This window comes from Sulfitobacter aestuarii, assembly GCF_042685005.1.
Taxonomy (GTDB): domain Bacteria; phylum Pseudomonadota; class Alphaproteobacteria; order Rhodobacterales; family Rhodobacteraceae; genus Sulfitobacter; species Sulfitobacter aestuarii.
On record NZ_JBHUMP010000031.1, the window covers coordinates 1 to 18,262 of the forward strand.

Here is an 18,262-nt window from a genome sequence, read left to right on the forward strand (position 1 = left end):
TCCCCGGCCAGGTAGCGCCCGGCGTCGATCTGCCCGAGGAAGCCATTGCCGAAATCGTAATAGGCCGAGGCATGGCCAGTGATGACGTCATACCTTCTATGACTGTCCGGCGGAACACTGGAAACACATCCGGACGTCAAACCCATTCGAAAGCACCTTTGCCACCGTCCGGCATCGCACGAAAGGCACCAAGGGCCGCCTCAGCCGCAAGACCGGCCTGGCCATGGCATTCAAGCTGATGATGTCAGCGCAGGGAAAGTGGCGCAAACCCGATGGCAGGAACCGCCTGCCCGAAATCATCGACGGGGTTGAGTTCCGCGACGGTCTCCGCCAGGTTCAAATCGCCGCCTGATCAAGCCTCACCAACTTCTGCGCATATCTCGGGTAGTGCTGACTATGGGCTGGCCGGACGGTGTTGTCACATTAACTCAACCAGTCTTCAGGTTGGCGGGCGGGTCACACATCAAGCGACTTTGGCCGCGAATTTCCATGCCTCGAATGCTTTCAGTCGGTGGTGACGGATCATGAGGGCTGCGCGGCGGCGGGCTGGGAGGTTGTTCACCCGCTAGGTTTGATCGCAGAGGCATTCGGTAATCGGGCAGACAGACCGGATTAAGCTTGCCGGTCGTCGGTCAGCGTGCCGGCCCGCGCGAACGCGCAGCTAGAGACGGCACTTCACTAGTAAACTTCTTCATAGGCGACACAGCGGGCGGCGGTGTCTTTACCCTCCAGCGCGGCCAGCTCGCCGCGTTTGTGGGCGGTATAGACGGCGGCGAAATCGGCCGGGAACCACGCCCGCACGGTGGCATTGTCCTCGAACCTTTGCAGGGCCTCGGCCAGGGTTTCGGGCAGCCTGACATAGCCGCGCTCCGCCAGGGCGTCTGCGGAGAGGGTGGAGAGGTCTTCTTCGGTGACCTGCGGCGCGGGCAGGGCGTCTTCGATGCCCTGGGCCCCGGCATGGATGATCGCCGCGAGGGCAAGATGCGGTGAGGCGGTCGCGTCGGCGGCGCGGTATTCGAAGTTATATTGCCGCGCGACGCTGGAGCTGTCCTGCGCCGTCACCGGGCAGATCCGCACCGAGGCTTCGCGGTCACGGAAGCCCAGGTTGTTGTAGGCGGCGGACCAGCGGTGTGGCGTCAGCCGCAGGTAGGACACGTCCGAAGGCGCGGTCAGGGCGATAATGCTGTCGAGGTATTTCAGCACCCCGGCGATGAACGAGCCGGTAGCCTGCGACATGCCGGCGACGCCCTCGGCGTCATAAGTGGCAGGCTCGCCGCTGTCATCAAGAAAGCTGAGGTGGATGTGCACGCCGTTGCCAACGCCCGCCGGGTCGCGGATCGGGGTGAAGGTCACGTCTTCGCCCAGCCGCTGCGCGGTCATCCGCGTGACCTCGCGCAGGATCACAGCCTGATCGGCGGAGCGGTGGCCCTGCGCCGGATCATTGGTGACTTCGAACTGGTTGGCACCGTATTCCTTCATGAAGGTGTCGGCCCCCAGCCCGCTTTGTTCGAGTGCGGCCATCAGTGTTTCGCCAAAAACCCGGCGTTCGGAGAACACCGAATGGCCGAAGGCACCGCCGGGCTGGTCGCCCCCGGTCTTGAACTGGAATTCGTGCTCGAACGCCGAGACGAGGCTGATGCCGCCGACGTCTTTGAGCCTTTTGAGCGCGGCCTTGAGCAGCGAGCGCGTGCAGAAATCCCAGGGCCTGCGGTCCAGATCGGTGATGTCGCCCAGCATGATCCGCTCAACCGGGCCGCCGTCTTCGAAATCCAGCTCGACGGCGGCCTCTTCGTCGGGGATCAGCAACAGATCGCCCAGCGAGCCAAAGGGGCTTTCGGCGATGGTGTCAAAACAGGTGATCATCACGTTAGTCGGGGTCCAGCCGACACCCCGTTTGGCGCGTTTAGCGAGGTCCGCCACCGGGAACGCCTTGCCGCGAGTCTTGCCGGCAAGATCTGAGGTTGCGGCGAAAATCAGGGGGGTCTTAATCATCTTTGATAACTCCAAAATCCAGCCGGAAGGAATCCCATTCCTCGATCCGGCTTTTCGTAAGGTCCCAATTGTCGTCGGCGATGCGGGTCAACAGGGCCTCGAGCAATGCCAGGGCACCGGTGTAGCTGTCCCACAGGGTGCTGACGTCAATCGACGCCGCGAGGACTTCGCTGGCCTGCGCCGAAATCGGCGAGAGCCATTCGTCGGTCATCAACACGACCTGAACGTTACGCGCCTGAGTAGCCTTTTGCGCCAGCGCGGACAGATTGTGCTGATAACGCCGGAAGTCGATCACGAAGAGGACGTCCTTAGCGCGCATCCGCAACAGGTATTCTGGCCAAACGTCGGGATCGGGGGGCAGGTGGAACACCTTGGCGCGGATCTGGCGCAGGTGGCGCGAGAGATATTGCGCCAGCGGGTCGCTCATCCGGCCGCCGATAACGAAGATGCTGCGTTTCTCATCCGCCAGCAATTCGGCGATGCGCGCGAACTGAGCTTCGGACACTGCCTTGTTCGCGCTTTTTACGAGGGTGCAGACCCGTTCAAGGAAATTTTCAAGGAACGCGCCTTCAATCGGGGCGCTGGACGCCTGCAGATCGACGGGGGAGCGCTGGCCCTGTTTCAGCTCGCCGATCAGATGGCGCTGGAAATCCTGATAGCCATGAAACCCCAGCTTGCTGACAAAACGGGAGATCGTGGGCGGCGAGGTGTTGGTGGCACGAGCGAGTTCCTGAATCGGTTCCAGCCCGGCAAAAGGATAGTCGAGCAAAAGCGCCGTCGAAAGCTTGCGCTCGGTCGACGTCAGATCGTCTGACAATTCTTCTATCCGTTCGCGAACGCGCATTGAATCTCCCCTTGTCGAGATGGAAACATCATGAAAACGTCTTGTCAAGAACGGCGAAAATATTGACTTTGAAAAAATATGGTCACTATGCTGACGAAAATTCAACTGCGAGATTCGATATGATCACGGCGCCACGCAAGCATATTTTGGCCTCGGTTCTGGGGATCTTCGTCTTTGTCGTCGCGGCGACCCTGATTGCGTCGTCGGTCGGCGCGGCGAGCGAGCGGGTGCTGACCGTGTTCTTCATCTCGCTGATCGCGGTGGTCGGCATGGGGGTCTACAGTGGCAATTCCGGCATCCTCAGCTTCGGGCATCTGTCGTTCATGGCGATCGGGGCCTATACGGCCTCCTTGCTGACGCTTCCGGCGCAGCTGAAGATCGCGACGCTGCCGAAATTGCCCGACTGGCTAGCGGTCACGGAGTTGGGGCTCTTCTCTGCGACGGTCGTCGCGGTCTTGCTGACCTGCGTGGTGGCGGCGGTCATCGGTCTGGCGATCGGCAAGCTAGAGGGGTCTGCTGCGGTGATTGCGACGCTGGGGCTCTTGATCATCGTGCACGGGGTCGCCATCGGCTGGCGCGATGTGACCCGCGGATCGCAGACGTTCTTTGGCATCCCGACGGTCACCACGCTTTGGGTCGCGGCCGGGGGCGTGGTGCTTGCGTTGATCGTGGCCCGGCTGTATCGCGATTCGGTGTCCGGACTGCGGCTGCGGGCCGGACGGGAAAACGCCATCGCCGCCAGCGCGGTGGGGGTTCGGATCCGCCGCGAGCGCCTGTTCGCCTTTGTGCTGAGCGCCGCGCTCATGGCTTTGTCGGGCGCCTTGATCGCACATTTTCTGGGCGCGATCAGTCCCAAGAAATTCTATTTCACCGATACCTTCCTGTTGCTGGCGATGTTGATCGTCGGCGGCATGACGACCGTCACGGGGGCAATCACCGGTGCAGTGGCGATCACGCTGGTGACCGAGGTGCTGCGCCGCTTCGAGGGCGGGTTTTCCTTGGCCGGGCTTGAGGTTCCCGCGGTCTTTGGCACCACCCAGATCGGCATCGGCCTGATCATCCTCTTCGCGATGTTCCGCAAGCCCGACGGTCTGGCGGGGCAGAAGGAATGGGAAGAGCGGCTGTTCCCGCGCCGCCCCATGCCCGACGAAGGGGCCGAGATTGCGAAGAACGCGAGCACGGAACCGCTGGTGGCCAAGGACATGACCATGCAGTTCGGCGGGCTGACGGCGGTAAATGACGTGGACATAACCCTGATCCCCGGCGAGATTACCGGGCTGATCGGGCCGAACGGATCGGGCAAGACGACGCTGATGAACATGCTGTCGGGAGTGCTGGAACCGACCAAGGGTAAGGTTCACCTTGGCCGCGAGGCGCTGACCGGGCTGGTGTCGCAAGACATCGCCGACCGTGGCATCGCGCGGACCTTCCAGAATATCCGGCTGTTCGAGACCTTGAGCGTGTTCCAGAACGTGCTGGTGGCGGCACTGTCGACACGCGGCGGGCACAATGCCGAGGCCCGCACTCGCGCCGCGCTGGAACGGATGGGCGTGACACGCCATGCGGACGCAGACGCGGGCACGCTGTCTTATGGCGATCAGCGACGGGTCGAGATTGCCCGCGCGCTGGCCTGTGAGCCGTCGTTGCTGTTTCTGGATGAGCCGGCCGCGGGGATGAACCGCGAGGAAACCGACAACCTCATGGAAACCCTGCGCGGTCTGACCCGTGACCTCGGGTTGGGGATCCTGCTGGTCGATCACGATCTGAAACTGATCAACCAACTTTGCGACCGGCTGGTGGTGCTGAACGAGGGGCACAAGATTGCGGAGGGGACCCCGGCAGAAATTCAGAACGATCCGGCCGTGATCGAGGCCTATCTTGGCCCGAAACAAGAAGACGACGACAACCAACTGGAGGAAGTTCAATGAAAAAGACATTACTTGCATCAACCATGGCAGCGGCGGCGGCCTTTGCCGGGCCATCCTTTGCTGAAACCCTGAAGATCGGGCTGGCGACCGCCCAGACCGGCGGATTGGCGGGCTATGACGGGCCGGTGATCGAAGGCGTGCATATCGCCGTGGACGAGATCAACGCCGAGGGCGGCATCAACGGCAGCATCCTGATCGAACTGGTCGAGAAAGACGTGCGCTCGGATGCGGCACAGACCGCCATCGCGGTGCAGGAACTGGCCGACGAGGGCGTGTCAATGATCGTGCTGCCGTGTGACGCCGACCCGGCGCTGGCCTCGATCGGGACGGTGACCTCGGCGCAGATTCCGGCGATTTCGACCTGTGCTTCTTCGCCCACGTTGCCGATGATCGGCGGCGACTTCATGTTCGCCAACTTCCCTGGCGACAATGTGCAGGCCACGGTGTCCGCCGAATGGGCACGCGGCGAGGGCCATGAGACTGCCTATATCATCTATTCGCCAGACAGCCAGTATACCACCATGCCGCTATACTTCAGTGACGTGTTCGAGGCCTTGGGCGGCGAGGTTCTCGGCCAGGACACCCATTCCATCGGCCAGCAGGATTTCTCGGCGATTGCGACCCGGATCGCGGCGCTCGATCCGCAGCCCGATGTCATTATGACCTCGTCTTACGAGCCCGACTTTCCGTCGATGCTCAAGGCGCTGCGCGCGGCGGGCGTGACCAGTCAGGTGATCGGTTCGGACGGTATCGACAGCCCGACGACCTTTTCGCTGGGCGATGTCGGCGAAGGGGTGGTGTTCACCACTGCCGGACATGCGACCGAGGGCAGCCCGCTGGCCGAGTTCAACGCCAAGTATGAGGCCGCGACCGGCAGCGCATCGGAAACCGTGTTCAATGCCGTGGGCTATGATCTGGTGATCGTGGTGGCCGAGGCGGTCAAGGCGGCGGGGTCGACCGATCCGGTTGCCATCCGCGATGCCCTGGCCGAGCTGGAAAACGTGCGCGGCGCGACCAGCCTGATCACCTACAAAGGCACCAACGGCATGCCGGTGCGCGAGGTCACCCTGATCCGTGTCACCGATGGCGAACGCGAGCTTGTGGGCCAGCCGAGCCCGACCGCCGAGCTGATTCCAGCCCCGCGGATGCAGTAAGGGTCCGTGGCCATGACATCGCTTCTTTCTGTTCAGTCCCTTGCGGTCCGCTACGGCCCGATTGAAGCGGTGCGTGGGATCGACTTTGAGATCAAGGAAGGCGAGATCGTCGCCTTACTTGGCGCCAACGGCGCGGGCAAATCCTCGACCCTGAATGCGCTGGTCGGGCTGGTGCCCGTGGCCAGCGGCACGGTTCATTTCAAGGGCGAAGACATCACCGATTGGGCGCCGGAATTGCTGGCGCCGGCGGGAATGACGCTGTCGCCCGAGGGGCGGCGGGTGTTCGGCACCCTGAGCGTAGCGGAAAACCTGCGGATGGGGGCCTTTGCGATCACCGACAAGGCGGCGGTCAAGGCCGCGTGGGATCGGGTCTACGACCTGTTTCCGATCCTGCACGAACGCCGCGACCAATTCGCCGGCACCCTGTCGGGAGGGCAGCAACAGATGCTCGCCGTCGGGCGGGCGCTGATGAGCAACCCCAAGCTGTTGTTGCTGGACGAGCCCTCGCTCGGGCTGGCGCCAAAGATCATCGGCCAGGTGTTCGAGTTGATCGAACGGCTGCGCGGGCAGGGCGTCACGCTGGCGGTGGTCGAACAGAACGTCGCGATGGCGCTTGAGGTGGCGGATCGCGGCTATGTCTTTGCCAATGGCCGCCTCGTGGCCGCGGGTAGTGCCGCCGATCTGGCGCAGTCCGACACCTTGAAATCTGCCTATCTGGGAGGCGAATGATGGACCTGCTTTTGCAACAGACGGTCAATGCCTTTGCCCTGGGCGGCACCTATGCTCTGCTGGCGCTGGGGCTGGCGGTGGTCTTTTCGATCATGGGGTTGATCAACTTTGCCCACGGCGAGCTGATGACGATTTCCGGCTATACGCTTATGTATTGCGGCATTGTCGGTGTGTCGTTCCTGCTGGCAGTGCCGCTGGCGATTGCGGTGGCGATGATCGCCGCAGTGCTGATGGAGCGGATCGCCTTCCGCCCCGTCCGCAACAGTTCCGGCGCGACGATGCTGGTGACGAGTTTCGCGGTCTCGATGATCCTGCAAGTGCTGTTCCAGAACCTGATCTCGACCCGGTCGCAACCGGTGATTCTGCCGCAGGTGCTGTCGGATTCGATCACCCTTGGCGGGTTGGTGATCGGGGTGAACAAGATCGCGGCGATCGTGGCGACGATCGTGATGCTGATCTTTCTCGATATATTCATGAAGCGACAAAAGACCGGCATCGCGATGCGGGCCGCAGCCGAGGATTTCAACGTCGCGCGTCTGATGGGCATCCGCGCCAATACGGTGATTGCGGGCGCCTTTGCCCTGTCGGGGCTACTTGCCGGGGTGGCGGCGGTGCTTTGGGTTTCACAGCGATCTTCGGTGGCACCGCACATGGGCTTCTTGCCGGTGGTGAAAGCCTTCATCGCCGCGATCCTCGGCGGGCTCGGCAGCCTTCGCGGGGCCGTGGCAGGGGGCTTCCTGCTGGGGTTCATCGAAATCTATCTGGCCGCCTTCCTGCCGCCTGAGATGCAGGAGTTCCGCGACCCCATTGGGCTGAGCATCGTCGTGCTTGTCCTGTTGTTCCGGCCTAACGGGTTGATCCCGGCGGCCTCCCTCGAGAGTGTAAAGGTCTGACGATGACGCAGGACACGACGCGGCCCCTGCTGGGGGCGGATGATCCCGCCCCGGTCACGGTGCTCAACCCCGACAGCGACCATCCGGTGCTGTTGGTCTGCGAACATGCCGGACGGGCGGTACCGCAGGCGCTAAATGGGCTTGGCGTGAAGGTTGAGGACCGCGGCAGCCATGTGTGCTGGGATATCGGCGCCGAGGCGGTGACGCGACTGATGGCCGGGGCGCTGGGGGCGCCGGCGGTGCTGCAATCCTACAGCCGCCTGGTGATCGACTGTAACCGTCCGCCCACGGCCCCCGATGCGATCCCAGAAATCAACCACGGGGTACAGGTGCCGGGCAACCGCGCTCTCGAAGAGGCGGCCCGCGCCGCTCGGGTGCGGGAGATTTTCGATCCCTTTCAGGACAAGGTCGCGGAATACCTGCGCCAGCCGTCGCGCCGGATGGTGCTGGCAATCCACAGTTTCACCCCGACGCTGGGCACGGCCCCGCGTCCCTGGGAGATCGGCTTTCTGTTTCGGCACGACATCCAGACCTCGACCCACCTGGCGCGATCGGTTCAAGAGGCGCGGCCTGAGTTGACCATCGGCATGAATGAGCCCTATCAGATTGACGACGAGTCCGACTGGTTCGTGCCGCAGCACGGCGAGGCCAGCGGCCTACCGCATTCGCTGATTGAAATCCGCAATGACCAGATCGGGGAGGCCCGGGGCCAGACGGCATGGGCAGAGACCCTGATCACAGCCATCAACCGCTATCTCAAGGAAGTCTAACATGACGTTGACCCGCAATGTTCCCCTCGTCCCGGCGCAATCGGCGCTTTTGTACGTGGATGTCCAGAATTTCTCAGCCCATCGAGACGGTGCCGAATTCGCCGACCTGACCGAGGAAGAATTTCAAGCCAAGCACGGCTGGCTGTTTGAACAGCTCGATGAGGTGATCCCGCGGATGCAGGCGCTGCAAAAGGCCTTCCGCGAAAAGCAGATCGAAGTGATGTACACCACGATCGAAAGCCTGACGCTGGACGGGCGCGACCGCAGCCTTGATTACAAGATCACCGGCTTCAACGTGGCCAGGGGCTCATGGGACGGCAAGGTGATCGACCAGATCGCGCCGGGCGAGGACGAGATTGTGTTCCCGAAATCCTCCTCCTCGGTCTTTGTTTCGACCCACATCGACTATGTGCTGCGCAATTTGGGTGTAAAGCAACTGGTGATCTGCGGGCTGCTGACTGATCAATGCGTTGAAGGGGCGATCCGCGATGCCTGTGATCTGGGCTATCTGGTGACCCAGGTGACCGATGCCTGCGCCACCGAAAGTCAGGCGCGACAGGACAATTCGATCTCGACCATCAAGGGTTACTGCCGTCAGGTAACGACGCAGGAACTACTCGACGAGTTGAAGGCCCTATGACCGACGCCGCCCTGATCGCACGGGACGGGGCGGCGCTGTCGCCATTGCAGAAGCTTCGGTTTTTCCCGCTGGCCGTCACGGGCGGTGCGGGCTGCACGCTGATCGAGGACGGTGGCCGCGAGCTGCTCGACCTGTCGGCGTCCTGGGGGGCGGCGAGCCTTGGTCACAGCCATCCGGTACTGCGGGCGGCCGTGGATCGCGCGCTGTCGGATCAAGCGGGTGCGTCGATCCTGTCGGGAACCAACGAACCGGCGGTGGCGCTGGCTGAACGGCTATTGCAGCTGACCCCGGGGGCGGGGGAGCGGCGGGTCTGGTTGGGCCATTCCGGCAGCGACGCCAACGAGACCGTGGCGCGGGTGGTGCCGGCGGCAACCGGGCGGACGCGGATGATGGCGTTTTCCGGCGCCTACCACGGCGGGACGCAAGGCTCGATGGCGGTTTCCGGGCATACCGCGCAAGTGGGGGTCGCGAAATCGGGTGGGCTGAAATTGGTGCCTTATCCCGATCCGTTCCGGCCCTTCGAGGGCGATGCCAGCGGCGCGGCGCTGCTGGCGCATATCGAACATCTGTTTGCCACCACCTGCGCCGGGGAGGACGTGGGTTGTTTCTTTCTTGAGCCGATACAGGCCGACGGCGGGTTGATCGTACCGCCTCCGGATTTCCTGAAGCGCCTGGCGGAAATATGTGGGCGCTACGGCATCCTGACCGTCTGCGACGAGGTCAAAGTCGGGCTGGCGCGGACCGGCAGGCTGCATTGTTTCGAGCATGAGGATTTCATACCTGACATCGTGGTTCTGGGCAAAGGGCTGGGCGGCGGGTTGCCGATCTCGGCGGTGATCGGGCCGGCCGAAATCATGGATCACGCGACGGCGTTTTCGATGCAGACGCTACATGGCAATCCGGTCTGCGCCGCAGCGGCGCTGGCGGTTTTGTCCGCGATTGAAGATAACGGTCTTGCGGCGCGGGCGCAGAGCGTGGGCGATGTTCTGATGGCCGAGATCGCTAGCGCAACAGCGCAGCTGCCGCAGGTTGGCGACATCCGGGGACGCGGACTGGCCATCGGCATCGAACTGATCGCCGCGGATAGCAACGCGCCCGATGCTGACTTGGCCCGAAAGACTGTGTTCCGGGCTTGGCAATTGGGTGCGGTGTTCTACTACGTCGGAATGCACTCGAACGTGCTGGAACTGACGCCACCACTGATCTTGGACGAGGCGGAGGCCAAGCGCGGCGCAGCGATCCTGGCGCAGGCGATCGAAGACGCATCGGCAGGGCTGGTGAGCGATGTCGAGGTCGAGGGGTTTGCTGGCTGGTAGCAGCACAAACCTTGGCCGCCGCGGGACCGGTCGCCCAGAAGGGTGTTGTCACGTTAACGGGCCCGAGGTTGCCGGATCATTGGCCTGGGCGTAGGTGGTGTTGATGCAAGCCCGAATATAAGCTACAAGCGCCACCGATTTCCTCCTCAGATCATTGCACATGTCGTCTGGCCCTACGCCCGGTTCAACTTGAGCCTTCGTGAAGATCGGGGGCCGGTCATATTGGCAGTATCGGACCTTCGACGCGTCGGCGGTCGGATGTGCCAGACATAGGTCACCTACCCGTCTGTGACCCGCGCTACGGCTGATATCGGAGATCAGGTTCTCAAGAAGATATGGTTGTGCAGGAAGAGGAAGTTTGCGCAGGACACTCGTCCGGTAGCATGGCAGAAAAGCTCCACCAGCCGGTGAAGATTCTTCGCTGCATACTGCCGGGCAGCGCTTTAACCACTCTCTCTTTAGCTGAACGTTATAGCGCCGCCCTCCGGGCAGAACCGACGCTCTACTTGGTATGTCGGGACGCCAGTCAGCTGCGCTCGACGATCAAGGCGATCCCCTGGCCGCCGCCGATACACATGGTTGCAAGGCCGTAGCGACCGGAGATGCGCTCGAGTTCGTAGAGAAGCTTGGTGAGTATAATAGCGCCAGACGCGCCGATCGGGTGGCCGAGCGCCACCGCGCCGCCATTGGGATTCACCTTATCGGCGGGTAGGCCCAAATCGTTGCTTACAGCGCAGGCCTGCGCAGCGAAGGCCTCGTTCGATTCAATCACGTCGAGATCGCTCACTTGCAGGCCGGCGCGCTCCAGCGCTTGGCGCGTGGCGGGCACGGGACCAAGGCCCATCACATCGGGCGCGACGCCGCTTAGCCCATAAGCCACGATCCGAGCCATGGACGTGACGCCCCGGTCGTCCGCGGTCTCGGCCTCCATCAAGACCAACGCGGCTGCGCCGTCATTGATGCCCGAGGCGTTGCCGGCGGTAACCGACCCGTCCCTGGCGAAGGCTGGCCGCAGTTTGGTCAGATCGGCCTCGGTCAGGTTGGGGCGCACGTGCTCGTCGGTGTCGAAGTTCACTTTTTCGCGGCCACGGCGGACAGCGATGGGCAGGATCTGCTGCTTGAAGTGACCCTGCTCGATGGCGAAGGCAGCGCGGCGGTGAGATTCGAGAGCGAAGGCATCCTGAGCAATGCGGTCGATGTTGCCACGTTTGGCCACGTTCTCAGCGGTAATGCCCATGTGGCCGTTGCCGAAGGGGTCGTTAAGGGCGCCCAGCATCATATCGGTAGCGACCACGTCGCCCATCTTCTGACCGCTACGGGATTTGGTGAGCAGGTGGCCAGCGCGGCTCATGCTCTCCGCACCACCGGCCAGCGCTATGTCGCAATTGCCCAGCATGATTTGCTCGGCAGCACTGACCACCGCCTGAAGCCCCGAGCCGCAGAGACGGTTGAGGGTAAGGGCCGGAGAGGTCTCGGGCACGCCTGCGCGCATCGCAACGACGCGGGCAAGATACATGTCTTCGGGTGCGGTGTGAATCACGTTACCGAAGACCGCTTGGCCCACGGTGTCGGGCTCAATCTTGGCGCGAGCAATGGCCTCGCGCGCCACAGCGGCGCCCAGATCGCAGGGGCTGACTTCGGCAAGCGCGCCGCCGGCGTCGCCAATAGCAGTGCGGACGCCAGAGGCGATAACTACGGATCTCGTCATAATCTGTCCTTCTTATCTCATAGGGGTTTGGGCGCGAGACGCGCGTCATCAGGGGGTTATTGCTTGTGGGGGGCCACCATCACGCGGCGTCGCTCGCGTCCTTGCTATCCGCGCCAACGGCCTTCGCGCCACAGGCGGCCAGCACGATGCTTTGAACCATCTCAATATAGCTGTCGATATCGACCTTCCGGCGTCGATATTTGGCGCGCTTGACGTACCAGTCCTGCAGCAGGGGCTTAATGAGCGCGGCCATCAGCGGTGGCCTGTCTATCGAGAAGCTCCCGTCCTTCACACCGCGCTCCAGCACCTGCGCAAAGTAGCTCTCAGTCAGTTCCTCGCTGTCGATGGCCCGTTTCCGCTCTGCGCTCGGAAAGTTCTTCGCTTCCATAAAAGAAAAGATGAACCAGGGCAGCATCGCCTCTGTAAGACGGATATGGATTTCGATCAGCCACATAAGGTGCGTGCGCGGATCCCGGCGCACCTCTTCGGGCGGGTGAGCGAGGGCATTCTCGACCGACGTTGTGACCTCCGACAAGATCATCTTGAGCAGCGTGGCCTTGCTATCAAAATAAGAATAGAGCCCACCCATGCTCACACCAGAGGTTTGCGATAGATCGCGCAGGCTCATGGCTTGAAAGCCTTTTTTATTCGAAAGTTCCAGCGCGGCGTTGAGGATTAGCGCCAGTTTGCGCACTGCCAGTTCGGGCTTCTGAATCGAGATGCTGCCGCGATTGTTTGCAAGGACCGAACGGCACAGGTCATCCATCGTTGGAAGGCGGGTATTTGCGGTGTGGGTCATCTAACCTCTTTCTGCGGCGCGGCAACGAATTGCCAACATGCTGCAACAAAAATGTTGCCAGCACCAGAGGAACCATGCAAGAAATAAATCGAGCGTTCGTTAGATTAAGGATTTGTCTTCGTGCTACAGCATTCAACTTCAGCCGCATCTCGGGTGGCGTTTAACCTGTCCGGACGGACCGCCTTGGTGACCGGCGCCTCCTCCGGTCTTGGGGTTCATTTCGCCCGCGTTCTCGCCGCGCACGGAGCCGATGTTGCGGTAGCCGCTCGACGGGAGGATAAGGTGTCGGACCTTGCGCAGGGGATCGTGGACGCGGGGGGCACGGCACAGGCGCTGCGCCTCGACGTGACTGATGCGGCCTTGGTGTCTGAGGCTTTTGACGGGCGGCGCTTCGATATTGTCGTCAACAACGCTGGCATCGCCTTTAACGGCCCCGCGCTGGAGACGCCCGAAGAGAACTGGCGCCAGGTGATCGACACCGATTTGACCGGTGTTTTCCTCGTTTCGCAAGCCGCCGCGAAGGCCATGGCCGCAGACGGGCAGGGGGGCAGCATCATTAACATCGCCTCGATCCTAGGCAAACGCGTCGCGGGAGGGCTCTCGGCCTATGCCGCGGCCAAGGCGGCTGTGGTGCAACTCACCCGCGCACATGCACTGGAATGGGCGCGCCACGACATACGCGTGAACGCGATATGCCCCGGATATATCGAAACCGACATCAATCGCGATTTCTTCGCGACCGCTGCAGGCCAGAAGCTGGTCGCCCGGATCCCTGTGCGCCGACTGGGCCAGATGGAGGATCTAACTGTGCCGCTGCTAATGCTGGCCTCGGATCACGGTCGGTTCATGACCGGCTCGGAATTAGTGGTCGACGGCGGCCACTTGGTCACTTCACTATAAGGAACGCCCCATGGATTTCGCAATTTCACCCGAGGTCGAGGACTACCGCGCCCGCATTTCCCGTTTCGTAGAAGAGGAAATTATCCCTCTTGAGGCCGATCGTAGCGCTTATGACGCTCATGGAAACATCAACGAGGAGTTGCTGGACACGCTGCGTGGTAAGGCTAAGGCGGCAGGGCTTTGGTGCCTGCAACTGAAGCCCGAGACCGGCGGTAAAGGGTTGGGCAAGGTTGGCATGGCCGTCTGCTATGAGGAGATGAATCGCTCGATTTTCGGGCCGGTGGTATTCAATTCCGCTGCACCCGACGACGGCAACATGATGGTGCTAGAGCAAGCTGCGACCGATGCGCAGAAAGAGCGCTGGCTTGCACCTATTGTGGACGGACGTGTGCGCTCTGCGTTCGCGATGACCGAGCCCGGTCCAGGTTCCGGCTCCGACCCCTCCATGATGCTGACCAAAGCTGAGCGGAAGGGCGACAAATACATTATCTCCGGCCGTAAATGGTTCATCACCGGCGCTGAATCCGCGCAGCATTTCATCCTGATGGCACGCACTTCCGACGATCCGCGCCGGGGGCTTACGGCTTTCCTTTTTGACCGGGATCAAGTCGGCTGGCACATCGACCGCCGAATTCCGATCATGGGCCCTGAGGAACATGGTGGACATTGCGAGCTGGTTTTTGACGGGCTTGAGGTGGATGCCGACAACGTGCTCCTTGGCGAAGGGCTTGGCCTCAAGGTCACGCAAATGCGCCTTGGACCGGCGCGCCTCACCCATTGCATGCGCTGGTTGGGTCTGTCGAAACGTTCAGTGGAAATCGCCCAAGACTACGCCTCCGATCGTTATGCCTTTGGCGAACGCCTTATTGAGCGTGAAAGCATCCGCCAGATGCTGGGCGACTTGGCCATGAAGATCGAGATTGGCCGTCTTTTGGTAATGAAGGCCGCCTGGGCGCTGGATCAGGGAAGCTATGCGCGCAAGGAGGTATCTATGGCCAAGGTGCATGTGGCCAACTTGCTTCATCAAGCGGCTGACGTCGGCATCCAGATCAACGGGGCCCGAGGCTATTCCACCGACACGCCGCTTGAGTGGATTTACCGGTACGCCCGACAGGCGCGTTTGGTCGATGGCGCTGATGAGGTTCACATGATGGTGTTGGAGCGTTTCCTGAGCAAGGAAAACCGCGATTTCTGGAGCTGGGACGTGACCGAGGTCTGACAGTCAAACACATACCCCGGCCGCTGCGACCGCGGCCGGGCCAAGCGAAACATCAAGGCATGGGAGGTGCCCCAATGTTCGACGAACAACACCTTATGGCGCGCTCCGCCAACTTCCGCCCCCTGACCCCACTCGACCTGCTTGAGCGGACTGTGGAAGTGCATGGCGCCCGTCCGGCCGTCGCTTGGCATGACCGGACCTGGGACTACACCGAATTTCGCGAGATTGTCGCGCGCATGGCCCATTGGCTAAAGGCGCAGGGCGTGGGGCGCGGCGATGTGGTTTCGGTCATGCTGACGAACCGACCCGAGATGTTGGCCGCGCATTTTGCCGTGCCTGCGCTTGGCGCGGTGCTTAACGCACTTAACACGCGTCTCGCGGGTCAGGAAATTGCCTATATCCTTGATCACGCAGGCAGCAAACTCGTGCTCTGCGAGACGCGCACGGCGCCCGCGCTTGAGGGTGTGGCGCCTCCCGTCACGACGCTTTGCGACCGACCCGGCGACGGCACGGGGCTTGATCTTTTTGAAGGCGAAGCACCGGCGCTGGACTGGACCGCGAATGTCACGTCCGAGGCTCAGCCGATTTCACTCAACTACACCTCAGGCACCACCGGGCGGCCCAAAGGAGTCGTCTGCACCCACCGTGGCGCTTATCTGAACGCGATTGGCAATCTGACGGCACTCGGCTTTACCAGCGAGACGAGCTATCTGTGGACGCTGCCGATGTTTCATTGCAATGGCTGGTGCCACACGTGGGGTGTAACAGCTGCCGGTGGGCTGCATGTCTGTCTGGAGCAGGTGGACCCAGCCCCGATCCTTGAGTTGATCAACCGACATAAGGTCACTCATATGTGCTGTGCGCCGGTGGTTCTCTACATGATCCTCGATCACGGAGAAAGCGTGCCGTCCTGCCGCGTGAAGGTGATGACCGGCGGCGCTGCGCCCACGCCCACGCTTTTGGCCGGAATGGAGAAACAGGGATTTGATCTGGTTCACGGTTACGGGCTGACCGAGAGCTACGGTCCCGCCACGTTTAATGATCCCGGCGCGGACACCCCCGGCACAGTCGAGGAACGCGCAGCGCTTTTGGCACGCCAAGGCTTCCGGCACTACACAACCGCTGGCATTGCCGTCGTCGATGAGGCCGGACAGGAGGTGCCTTGGGACGGCCAGAGCGAAGGTGAGATCGTTCTGCGCAGCAACACAGTCATGGCCGGTTACTACCGCGACCCAGAGGCGACAGAGGCGGCCTTTGCGGGCGGCTTTCTGCACACAGGGGATGTGGCCGTGCGCCATCCCGACGGTCAAATCGAAATCCGCGACCGTGCGAAGGACGTGGTGATCTCGGGCGGGGAGAATATCTCAAGCATCGAAGTGGAAACAGTATTGCACAGGCATCCTGACGTCCTGCTCGCCGCCGTCGTTGCTGCGCCACATGAGAAATGGGGTGAAACCCCTTGGGCTTTTGTCGAGCGGCGCAGGGGGTCGGCAATGACCGAAGCCGACCTCGACAGATTCTGCCAGCAGCACCTATCGGGCTTCAAGCGCCCGCGGCGTTTCGTTTTCGGAGAGCTGCCGAAAACCGCGACTGGCAAGATCCAGAAATTCCTTTTGCGGGAAACCGCTAAGCAGATGGTGACCCAATGAGTGGCCTTGATGCTACGACGCTGCGCGGCTGGCTGAGCCGTCACTTTCCCGAAGATGGCGGACCTGACACTGCGCTCACGTTCGAGCCGATCAGCGGTGGACAGTCGAACCCCACCTATTTCGTGAACTGGGGCGCACGGCGGCTGGTGCTTCGGCGCAAGCCAACGGGGCCGATTTTGCCCGGCGCCCACGCGATTGAGCGGGAGTTTCGTGTGCTTCGTGCGCTGGAGGGGACCGATGTGCCCGTCCCCCGCGCCTTGGTGCTTGAGGAGGACGCCGAGGTTCTGGGCACGCCCTTCTACGTGATGGAACGGCTGGAAGGGCGCGTCTTTTCGGACTGTGCGTTGCCCGGGCTGAGCCCTGAAGAGCGACGGGCGATGTATCTTTTAATGGCGGAGACGCTGGCGCGGCTTCATGCTGTGCGTCCTGACGAGGTGGGATTGAGCGACTACGGCCGGCCCAGTGGTTATTTCGAGCGGCAGCTGCGCCGCTGGAGCGCGCAATATGCGGAGTCGTCCGGGCCGCGCATCGCCGCGCTTGACCGTCTGATGGACTGGCTACCTGCCAATATGCCTTCCGACGACGGTGCAGTCTCCATCGCCCACGGCGATTTCCGGCTGGGCAACATGATGTTTCACCCCACTGAGCCGCGGGTCACCGCGGTGCTCGATTGGGAGCTTTCTACCCTCGGCCATCCGCTGGCGGATCTGGGCTTCTGCGTCATGCCGTGGCAGACCGCACCCGATGAGTACGGCGGCATTCTGGGCCTCGACCGTGCGGCGCTTGGCATTCCGAGCCGGGAGGAATTCGTAGCGCATTACCACGCCCATGCCCGCCCAACGCCGGAGCTCACTAACTTTCACCGTGCCTTCGCGCTCTTTCGCTTTGCGGTGATCTTCGTCGGCATAGCCGATCGCGCCCGGGCGGGCAGTGCGGCCTCTGACGAGGCGGCCGACCTCGGCCCGCTTGCCGAGCACTTCGCCATCCGTGCCGTGCAGGCGGCCGGTCTCGATGAGCCGGATAACAGGGCTGAGTCCCGAGAGGTTGTGTCATGAGACTCCTCAGGCAGATCGAAAACATCAACATCATGATCGGGAAAGCCATCTCCTTCCTGATTTGGATTGGTATCGTCGTGCTTTGTTGGGAGGTGATCGCCCGTTACGTGTTTGGCGCGCCCACCATTTGGGCACATGGCTACACTCAGCGGATTTTCGGCGCTTATTTCGTTTTGGTGGGGGCCTACACGCTAATCCGTGGCAACCATGTTCGTGTGGACTTGCTGCTTAACACGCGATCGCCGCGGTTCACCGCATTTCTCGACCTGATCAATTGCATCTTCCTGATTATCTGGGGCAGCGTTTTGATTTGGGAGGGCTTCTGGTTCTTTGAGGACGCTTGGCGGTTCAACGAGCTCGACGACAGCGTCCTGCGGCATCCAATGTGGCCGATCAAGCTCTCACTTTTCTTAGGCGCGGTGCTGATCACCGTGCAGGGCGTGATCGAAGCGATCCGGGCGCTGGTCCTACTCGTCAATCCAGACGCCGATATTCGGCTCGCCGCTGGAGCACAAAGGAGCGAAATCCTATGAGCCCTGACCTCTTGACCATCGGTATGTTCGGCATGGTCCTCTTGGCCATCCTATTGGTAAGCCTCCGGCGGCGGCCGTCTGATTTCGGGATCGATCCGATGGTAAGTCCGACCTTATGTCCGACTTTATCAAC

General features: G+C 62.1%; 16 protein-coding genes and 3 pseudogenes. 14 read left to right on the top strand and 5 right to left on the bottom strand.

The window, feature by feature from the left end; translation table 11 throughout:
* Positions 1-92: pseudogene (locus tag ACFSUD_RS18535) on the bottom strand (YjbH domain-containing protein); the annotation flags it as partial.
* Here ACFSUD_RS18535 and ACFSUD_RS18540 point away from each other — a divergent pair.
* A pseudogene (locus ACFSUD_RS18540) lies at positions 92-352 on the top strand (IS256 family transposase); the annotation flags it as partial. The pseudogenes ACFSUD_RS18535 and ACFSUD_RS18540 overlap by 1 nt on opposite strands.
* Before the next feature lie 326 nt (positions 353-678).
* Here the strand turns inward: ACFSUD_RS18540 and ACFSUD_RS18545 are convergent.
* The gene (locus ACFSUD_RS18545; protein ID WP_386375995.1) at positions 679-1,992 is read right to left on the bottom strand and encodes a glutamine synthetase; all 1,314 of its coding nucleotides are present in this window, start codon (positions 1,990-1,992) and stop codon (positions 679-681) included.
* Positions 1,985-2,836 carry a MurR/RpiR family transcriptional regulator gene (locus tag ACFSUD_RS18550; RefSeq protein WP_386375996.1) on the bottom strand — a complete coding sequence of 284 codons (852 nt, stop codon included), beginning with the start codon at positions 2,834-2,836 and terminating at the stop codon, positions 1,985-1,987. The genes ACFSUD_RS18545 and ACFSUD_RS18550 overlap by 8 nt, the downstream gene beginning before the upstream one ends.
* A gap of 119 nt (positions 2,837-2,955) precedes the next feature.
* On the opposite strand from ACFSUD_RS18550, the gene ACFSUD_RS18555 reads away from it, so the two are divergent.
* The 8 genes and pseudogenes from ACFSUD_RS18555 to ACFSUD_RS18590 form a co-directional block, all read left to right on the top strand.
* On the top strand, positions 2,956-4,764 hold the full coding sequence (locus ACFSUD_RS18555) for a branched-chain amino acid ABC transporter ATP-binding protein/permease (protein WP_386375997.1): 1,809 nt from the start codon (positions 2,956-2,958) through the stop codon (positions 4,762-4,764).
* The gene (locus tag ACFSUD_RS18560; protein ID WP_386375998.1) at positions 4,761-5,918 is read left to right on the top strand and encodes an ABC transporter substrate-binding protein; all 1,158 of its coding nucleotides are present in this window, start codon (positions 4,761-4,763) and stop codon (positions 5,916-5,918) included. The genes ACFSUD_RS18555 and ACFSUD_RS18560 overlap by 4 nt, the downstream gene beginning before the upstream one ends.
* A 12-nt stretch (positions 5,919-5,930) precedes the next feature.
* Positions 5,931-6,647: an ABC transporter ATP-binding protein gene (locus ACFSUD_RS18565; protein ID WP_386376010.1), complete on the top strand. Its 717-nt coding sequence runs from the start codon at positions 5,931-5,933 to the stop codon at positions 6,645-6,647.
* Positions 6,647-7,540 carry a branched-chain amino acid ABC transporter permease gene (locus ACFSUD_RS18570; RefSeq protein WP_386375999.1) on the top strand — a complete coding sequence of 298 codons (894 nt, stop codon included), beginning with the start codon at positions 6,647-6,649 and terminating at the stop codon, positions 7,538-7,540. Before ACFSUD_RS18565 ends, ACFSUD_RS18570 begins: the two co-directional genes overlap by 1 nt.
* Before the next feature lie 2 nt (positions 7,541-7,542).
* On the top strand, positions 7,543-8,310 hold the full coding sequence (locus ACFSUD_RS18575; protein WP_386376000.1) for an N-formylglutamate amidohydrolase: 768 nt from the start codon (positions 7,543-7,545) through the stop codon (positions 8,308-8,310).
* A gap of 1 nt (position 8,311) precedes the next feature.
* Positions 8,312-8,950, top strand: coding sequence for an isochorismatase family cysteine hydrolase (locus ACFSUD_RS18580; protein WP_386376001.1), 639 nt, complete (start codon positions 8,312-8,314; stop codon positions 8,948-8,950).
* Entirely contained in the window at positions 8,947-10,266 is a 1,320-nt protein-coding gene (locus tag ACFSUD_RS18585; protein ID WP_386376002.1) for an aspartate aminotransferase family protein, read from the top strand. The genes ACFSUD_RS18580 and ACFSUD_RS18585 overlap by 4 nt, the downstream gene beginning before the upstream one ends.
* Positions 10,267-10,383: 117 nt before the next feature.
* Positions 10,384-10,470, top strand: a pseudogene (locus ACFSUD_RS18590) (IS6 family transposase); the annotation flags it as partial.
* Positions 10,471-10,792: 322 nt separating this feature from the next.
* On the opposite strand, the gene bktB reads toward ACFSUD_RS18590, so the two are convergent.
* The gene (gene bktB, locus ACFSUD_RS18595; RefSeq protein WP_386376003.1) at positions 10,793-11,974 is read right to left on the bottom strand and encodes a beta-ketothiolase BktB; all 1,182 of its coding nucleotides are present in this window, start codon (positions 11,972-11,974) and stop codon (positions 10,793-10,795) included.
* A gap of 79 nt (positions 11,975-12,053) precedes the next feature.
* Complete coding sequence (locus ACFSUD_RS18600; RefSeq protein WP_386376004.1) at positions 12,054-12,773, bottom strand: TetR/AcrR family transcriptional regulator; 720 nt, start codon at positions 12,771-12,773, stop codon at positions 12,054-12,056.
* Between the two features lie 120 nt (positions 12,774-12,893).
* Here ACFSUD_RS18600 and ACFSUD_RS18605 point away from each other — a divergent pair, with 120 nt between their 5' ends.
* The 5 genes from ACFSUD_RS18605 (at position 12,894) to ACFSUD_RS18625 (ending at position 18,129) form a co-directional block, all read left to right on the top strand.
* Positions 12,894-13,673, top strand: coding sequence for an SDR family NAD(P)-dependent oxidoreductase (locus ACFSUD_RS18605; protein WP_386376005.1), 780 nt, complete (start codon positions 12,894-12,896; stop codon positions 13,671-13,673).
* Positions 13,674-13,683: 10 nt separating this feature from the next.
* The gene (locus tag ACFSUD_RS18610) at positions 13,684-14,892 is read left to right on the top strand and encodes an acyl-CoA dehydrogenase family protein (RefSeq protein WP_386376006.1); all 1,209 of its coding nucleotides are present in this window, start codon (positions 13,684-13,686) and stop codon (positions 14,890-14,892) included.
* Between the two features lie 74 nt (positions 14,893-14,966).
* Complete coding sequence (locus tag ACFSUD_RS18615; protein ID WP_386376007.1) at positions 14,967-16,541, top strand: AMP-binding protein; 1,575 nt, start codon at positions 14,967-14,969, stop codon at positions 16,539-16,541.
* Positions 16,538-17,596, top strand: coding sequence for a phosphotransferase family protein (locus tag ACFSUD_RS18620; RefSeq protein WP_386376008.1), 1,059 nt, complete (start codon positions 16,538-16,540; stop codon positions 17,594-17,596). Before ACFSUD_RS18615 ends, ACFSUD_RS18620 begins: the two co-directional genes overlap by 4 nt.
* Positions 17,593-18,129 (top strand): TRAP transporter small permease subunit, encoded by a 537-nt coding sequence (locus ACFSUD_RS18625; protein ID WP_386376009.1) that lies wholly within the window; start codon positions 17,593-17,595, stop codon positions 18,127-18,129. The genes ACFSUD_RS18620 and ACFSUD_RS18625 overlap by 4 nt, the downstream gene beginning before the upstream one ends.
* The last annotated feature ends 133 nt before the right edge of the window (positions 18,130-18,262 follow it).

Coding starts and splice junctions, on each gene's coding strand:
- ACFSUD_RS18545 (WP_386375995.1), bottom strand. CDS start 1,992: ATGATTAAGACCCCCCTGATTTTCGCCGCAACCTCAGATCTTGCCGGC.
- ACFSUD_RS18550 (WP_386375996.1), bottom strand. CDS start 2,836: ATGCGCGTTCGCGAACGGATAGAAGAATTGTCAGACGATCTGACGTCG.
- ACFSUD_RS18555 (WP_386375997.1), top strand. CDS start 2,956: ATGATCACGGCGCCACGCAAGCATATTTTGGCCTCGGTTCTGGGGATC.
- ACFSUD_RS18560 (WP_386375998.1), top strand. CDS start 4,761: ATGAAAAAGACATTACTTGCATCAACCATGGCAGCGGCGGCGGCCTTT.
- ACFSUD_RS18565 (WP_386376010.1), top strand. CDS start 5,931: ATGACATCGCTTCTTTCTGTTCAGTCCCTTGCGGTCCGCTACGGCCCG.
- ACFSUD_RS18570 (WP_386375999.1), top strand. CDS start 6,647: ATGGACCTGCTTTTGCAACAGACGGTCAATGCCTTTGCCCTGGGCGGC.
- ACFSUD_RS18575 (WP_386376000.1), top strand. CDS start 7,543: ATGACGCAGGACACGACGCGGCCCCTGCTGGGGGCGGATGATCCCGCC.
- ACFSUD_RS18580 (WP_386376001.1), top strand. CDS start 8,312: ATGACGTTGACCCGCAATGTTCCCCTCGTCCCGGCGCAATCGGCGCTT.
- ACFSUD_RS18585 (WP_386376002.1), top strand. CDS start 8,947: ATGACCGACGCCGCCCTGATCGCACGGGACGGGGCGGCGCTGTCGCCA.
- bktB (WP_386376003.1), bottom strand. CDS start 11,974: ATGACGAGATCCGTAGTTATCGCCTCTGGCGTCCGCACTGCTATTGGC.
- ACFSUD_RS18600 (WP_386376004.1), bottom strand. CDS start 12,773: ATGACCCACACCGCAAATACCCGCCTTCCAACGATGGATGACCTGTGC.
- ACFSUD_RS18610 (WP_386376006.1), top strand. CDS start 13,684: ATGGATTTCGCAATTTCACCCGAGGTCGAGGACTACCGCGCCCGCATT.
- ACFSUD_RS18615 (WP_386376007.1), top strand. CDS start 14,967: ATGTTCGACGAACAACACCTTATGGCGCGCTCCGCCAACTTCCGCCCC.
- ACFSUD_RS18620 (WP_386376008.1), top strand. CDS start 16,538: ATGAGTGGCCTTGATGCTACGACGCTGCGCGGCTGGCTGAGCCGTCAC.
- ACFSUD_RS18625 (WP_386376009.1), top strand. CDS start 17,593: ATGAGACTCCTCAGGCAGATCGAAAACATCAACATCATGATCGGGAAA.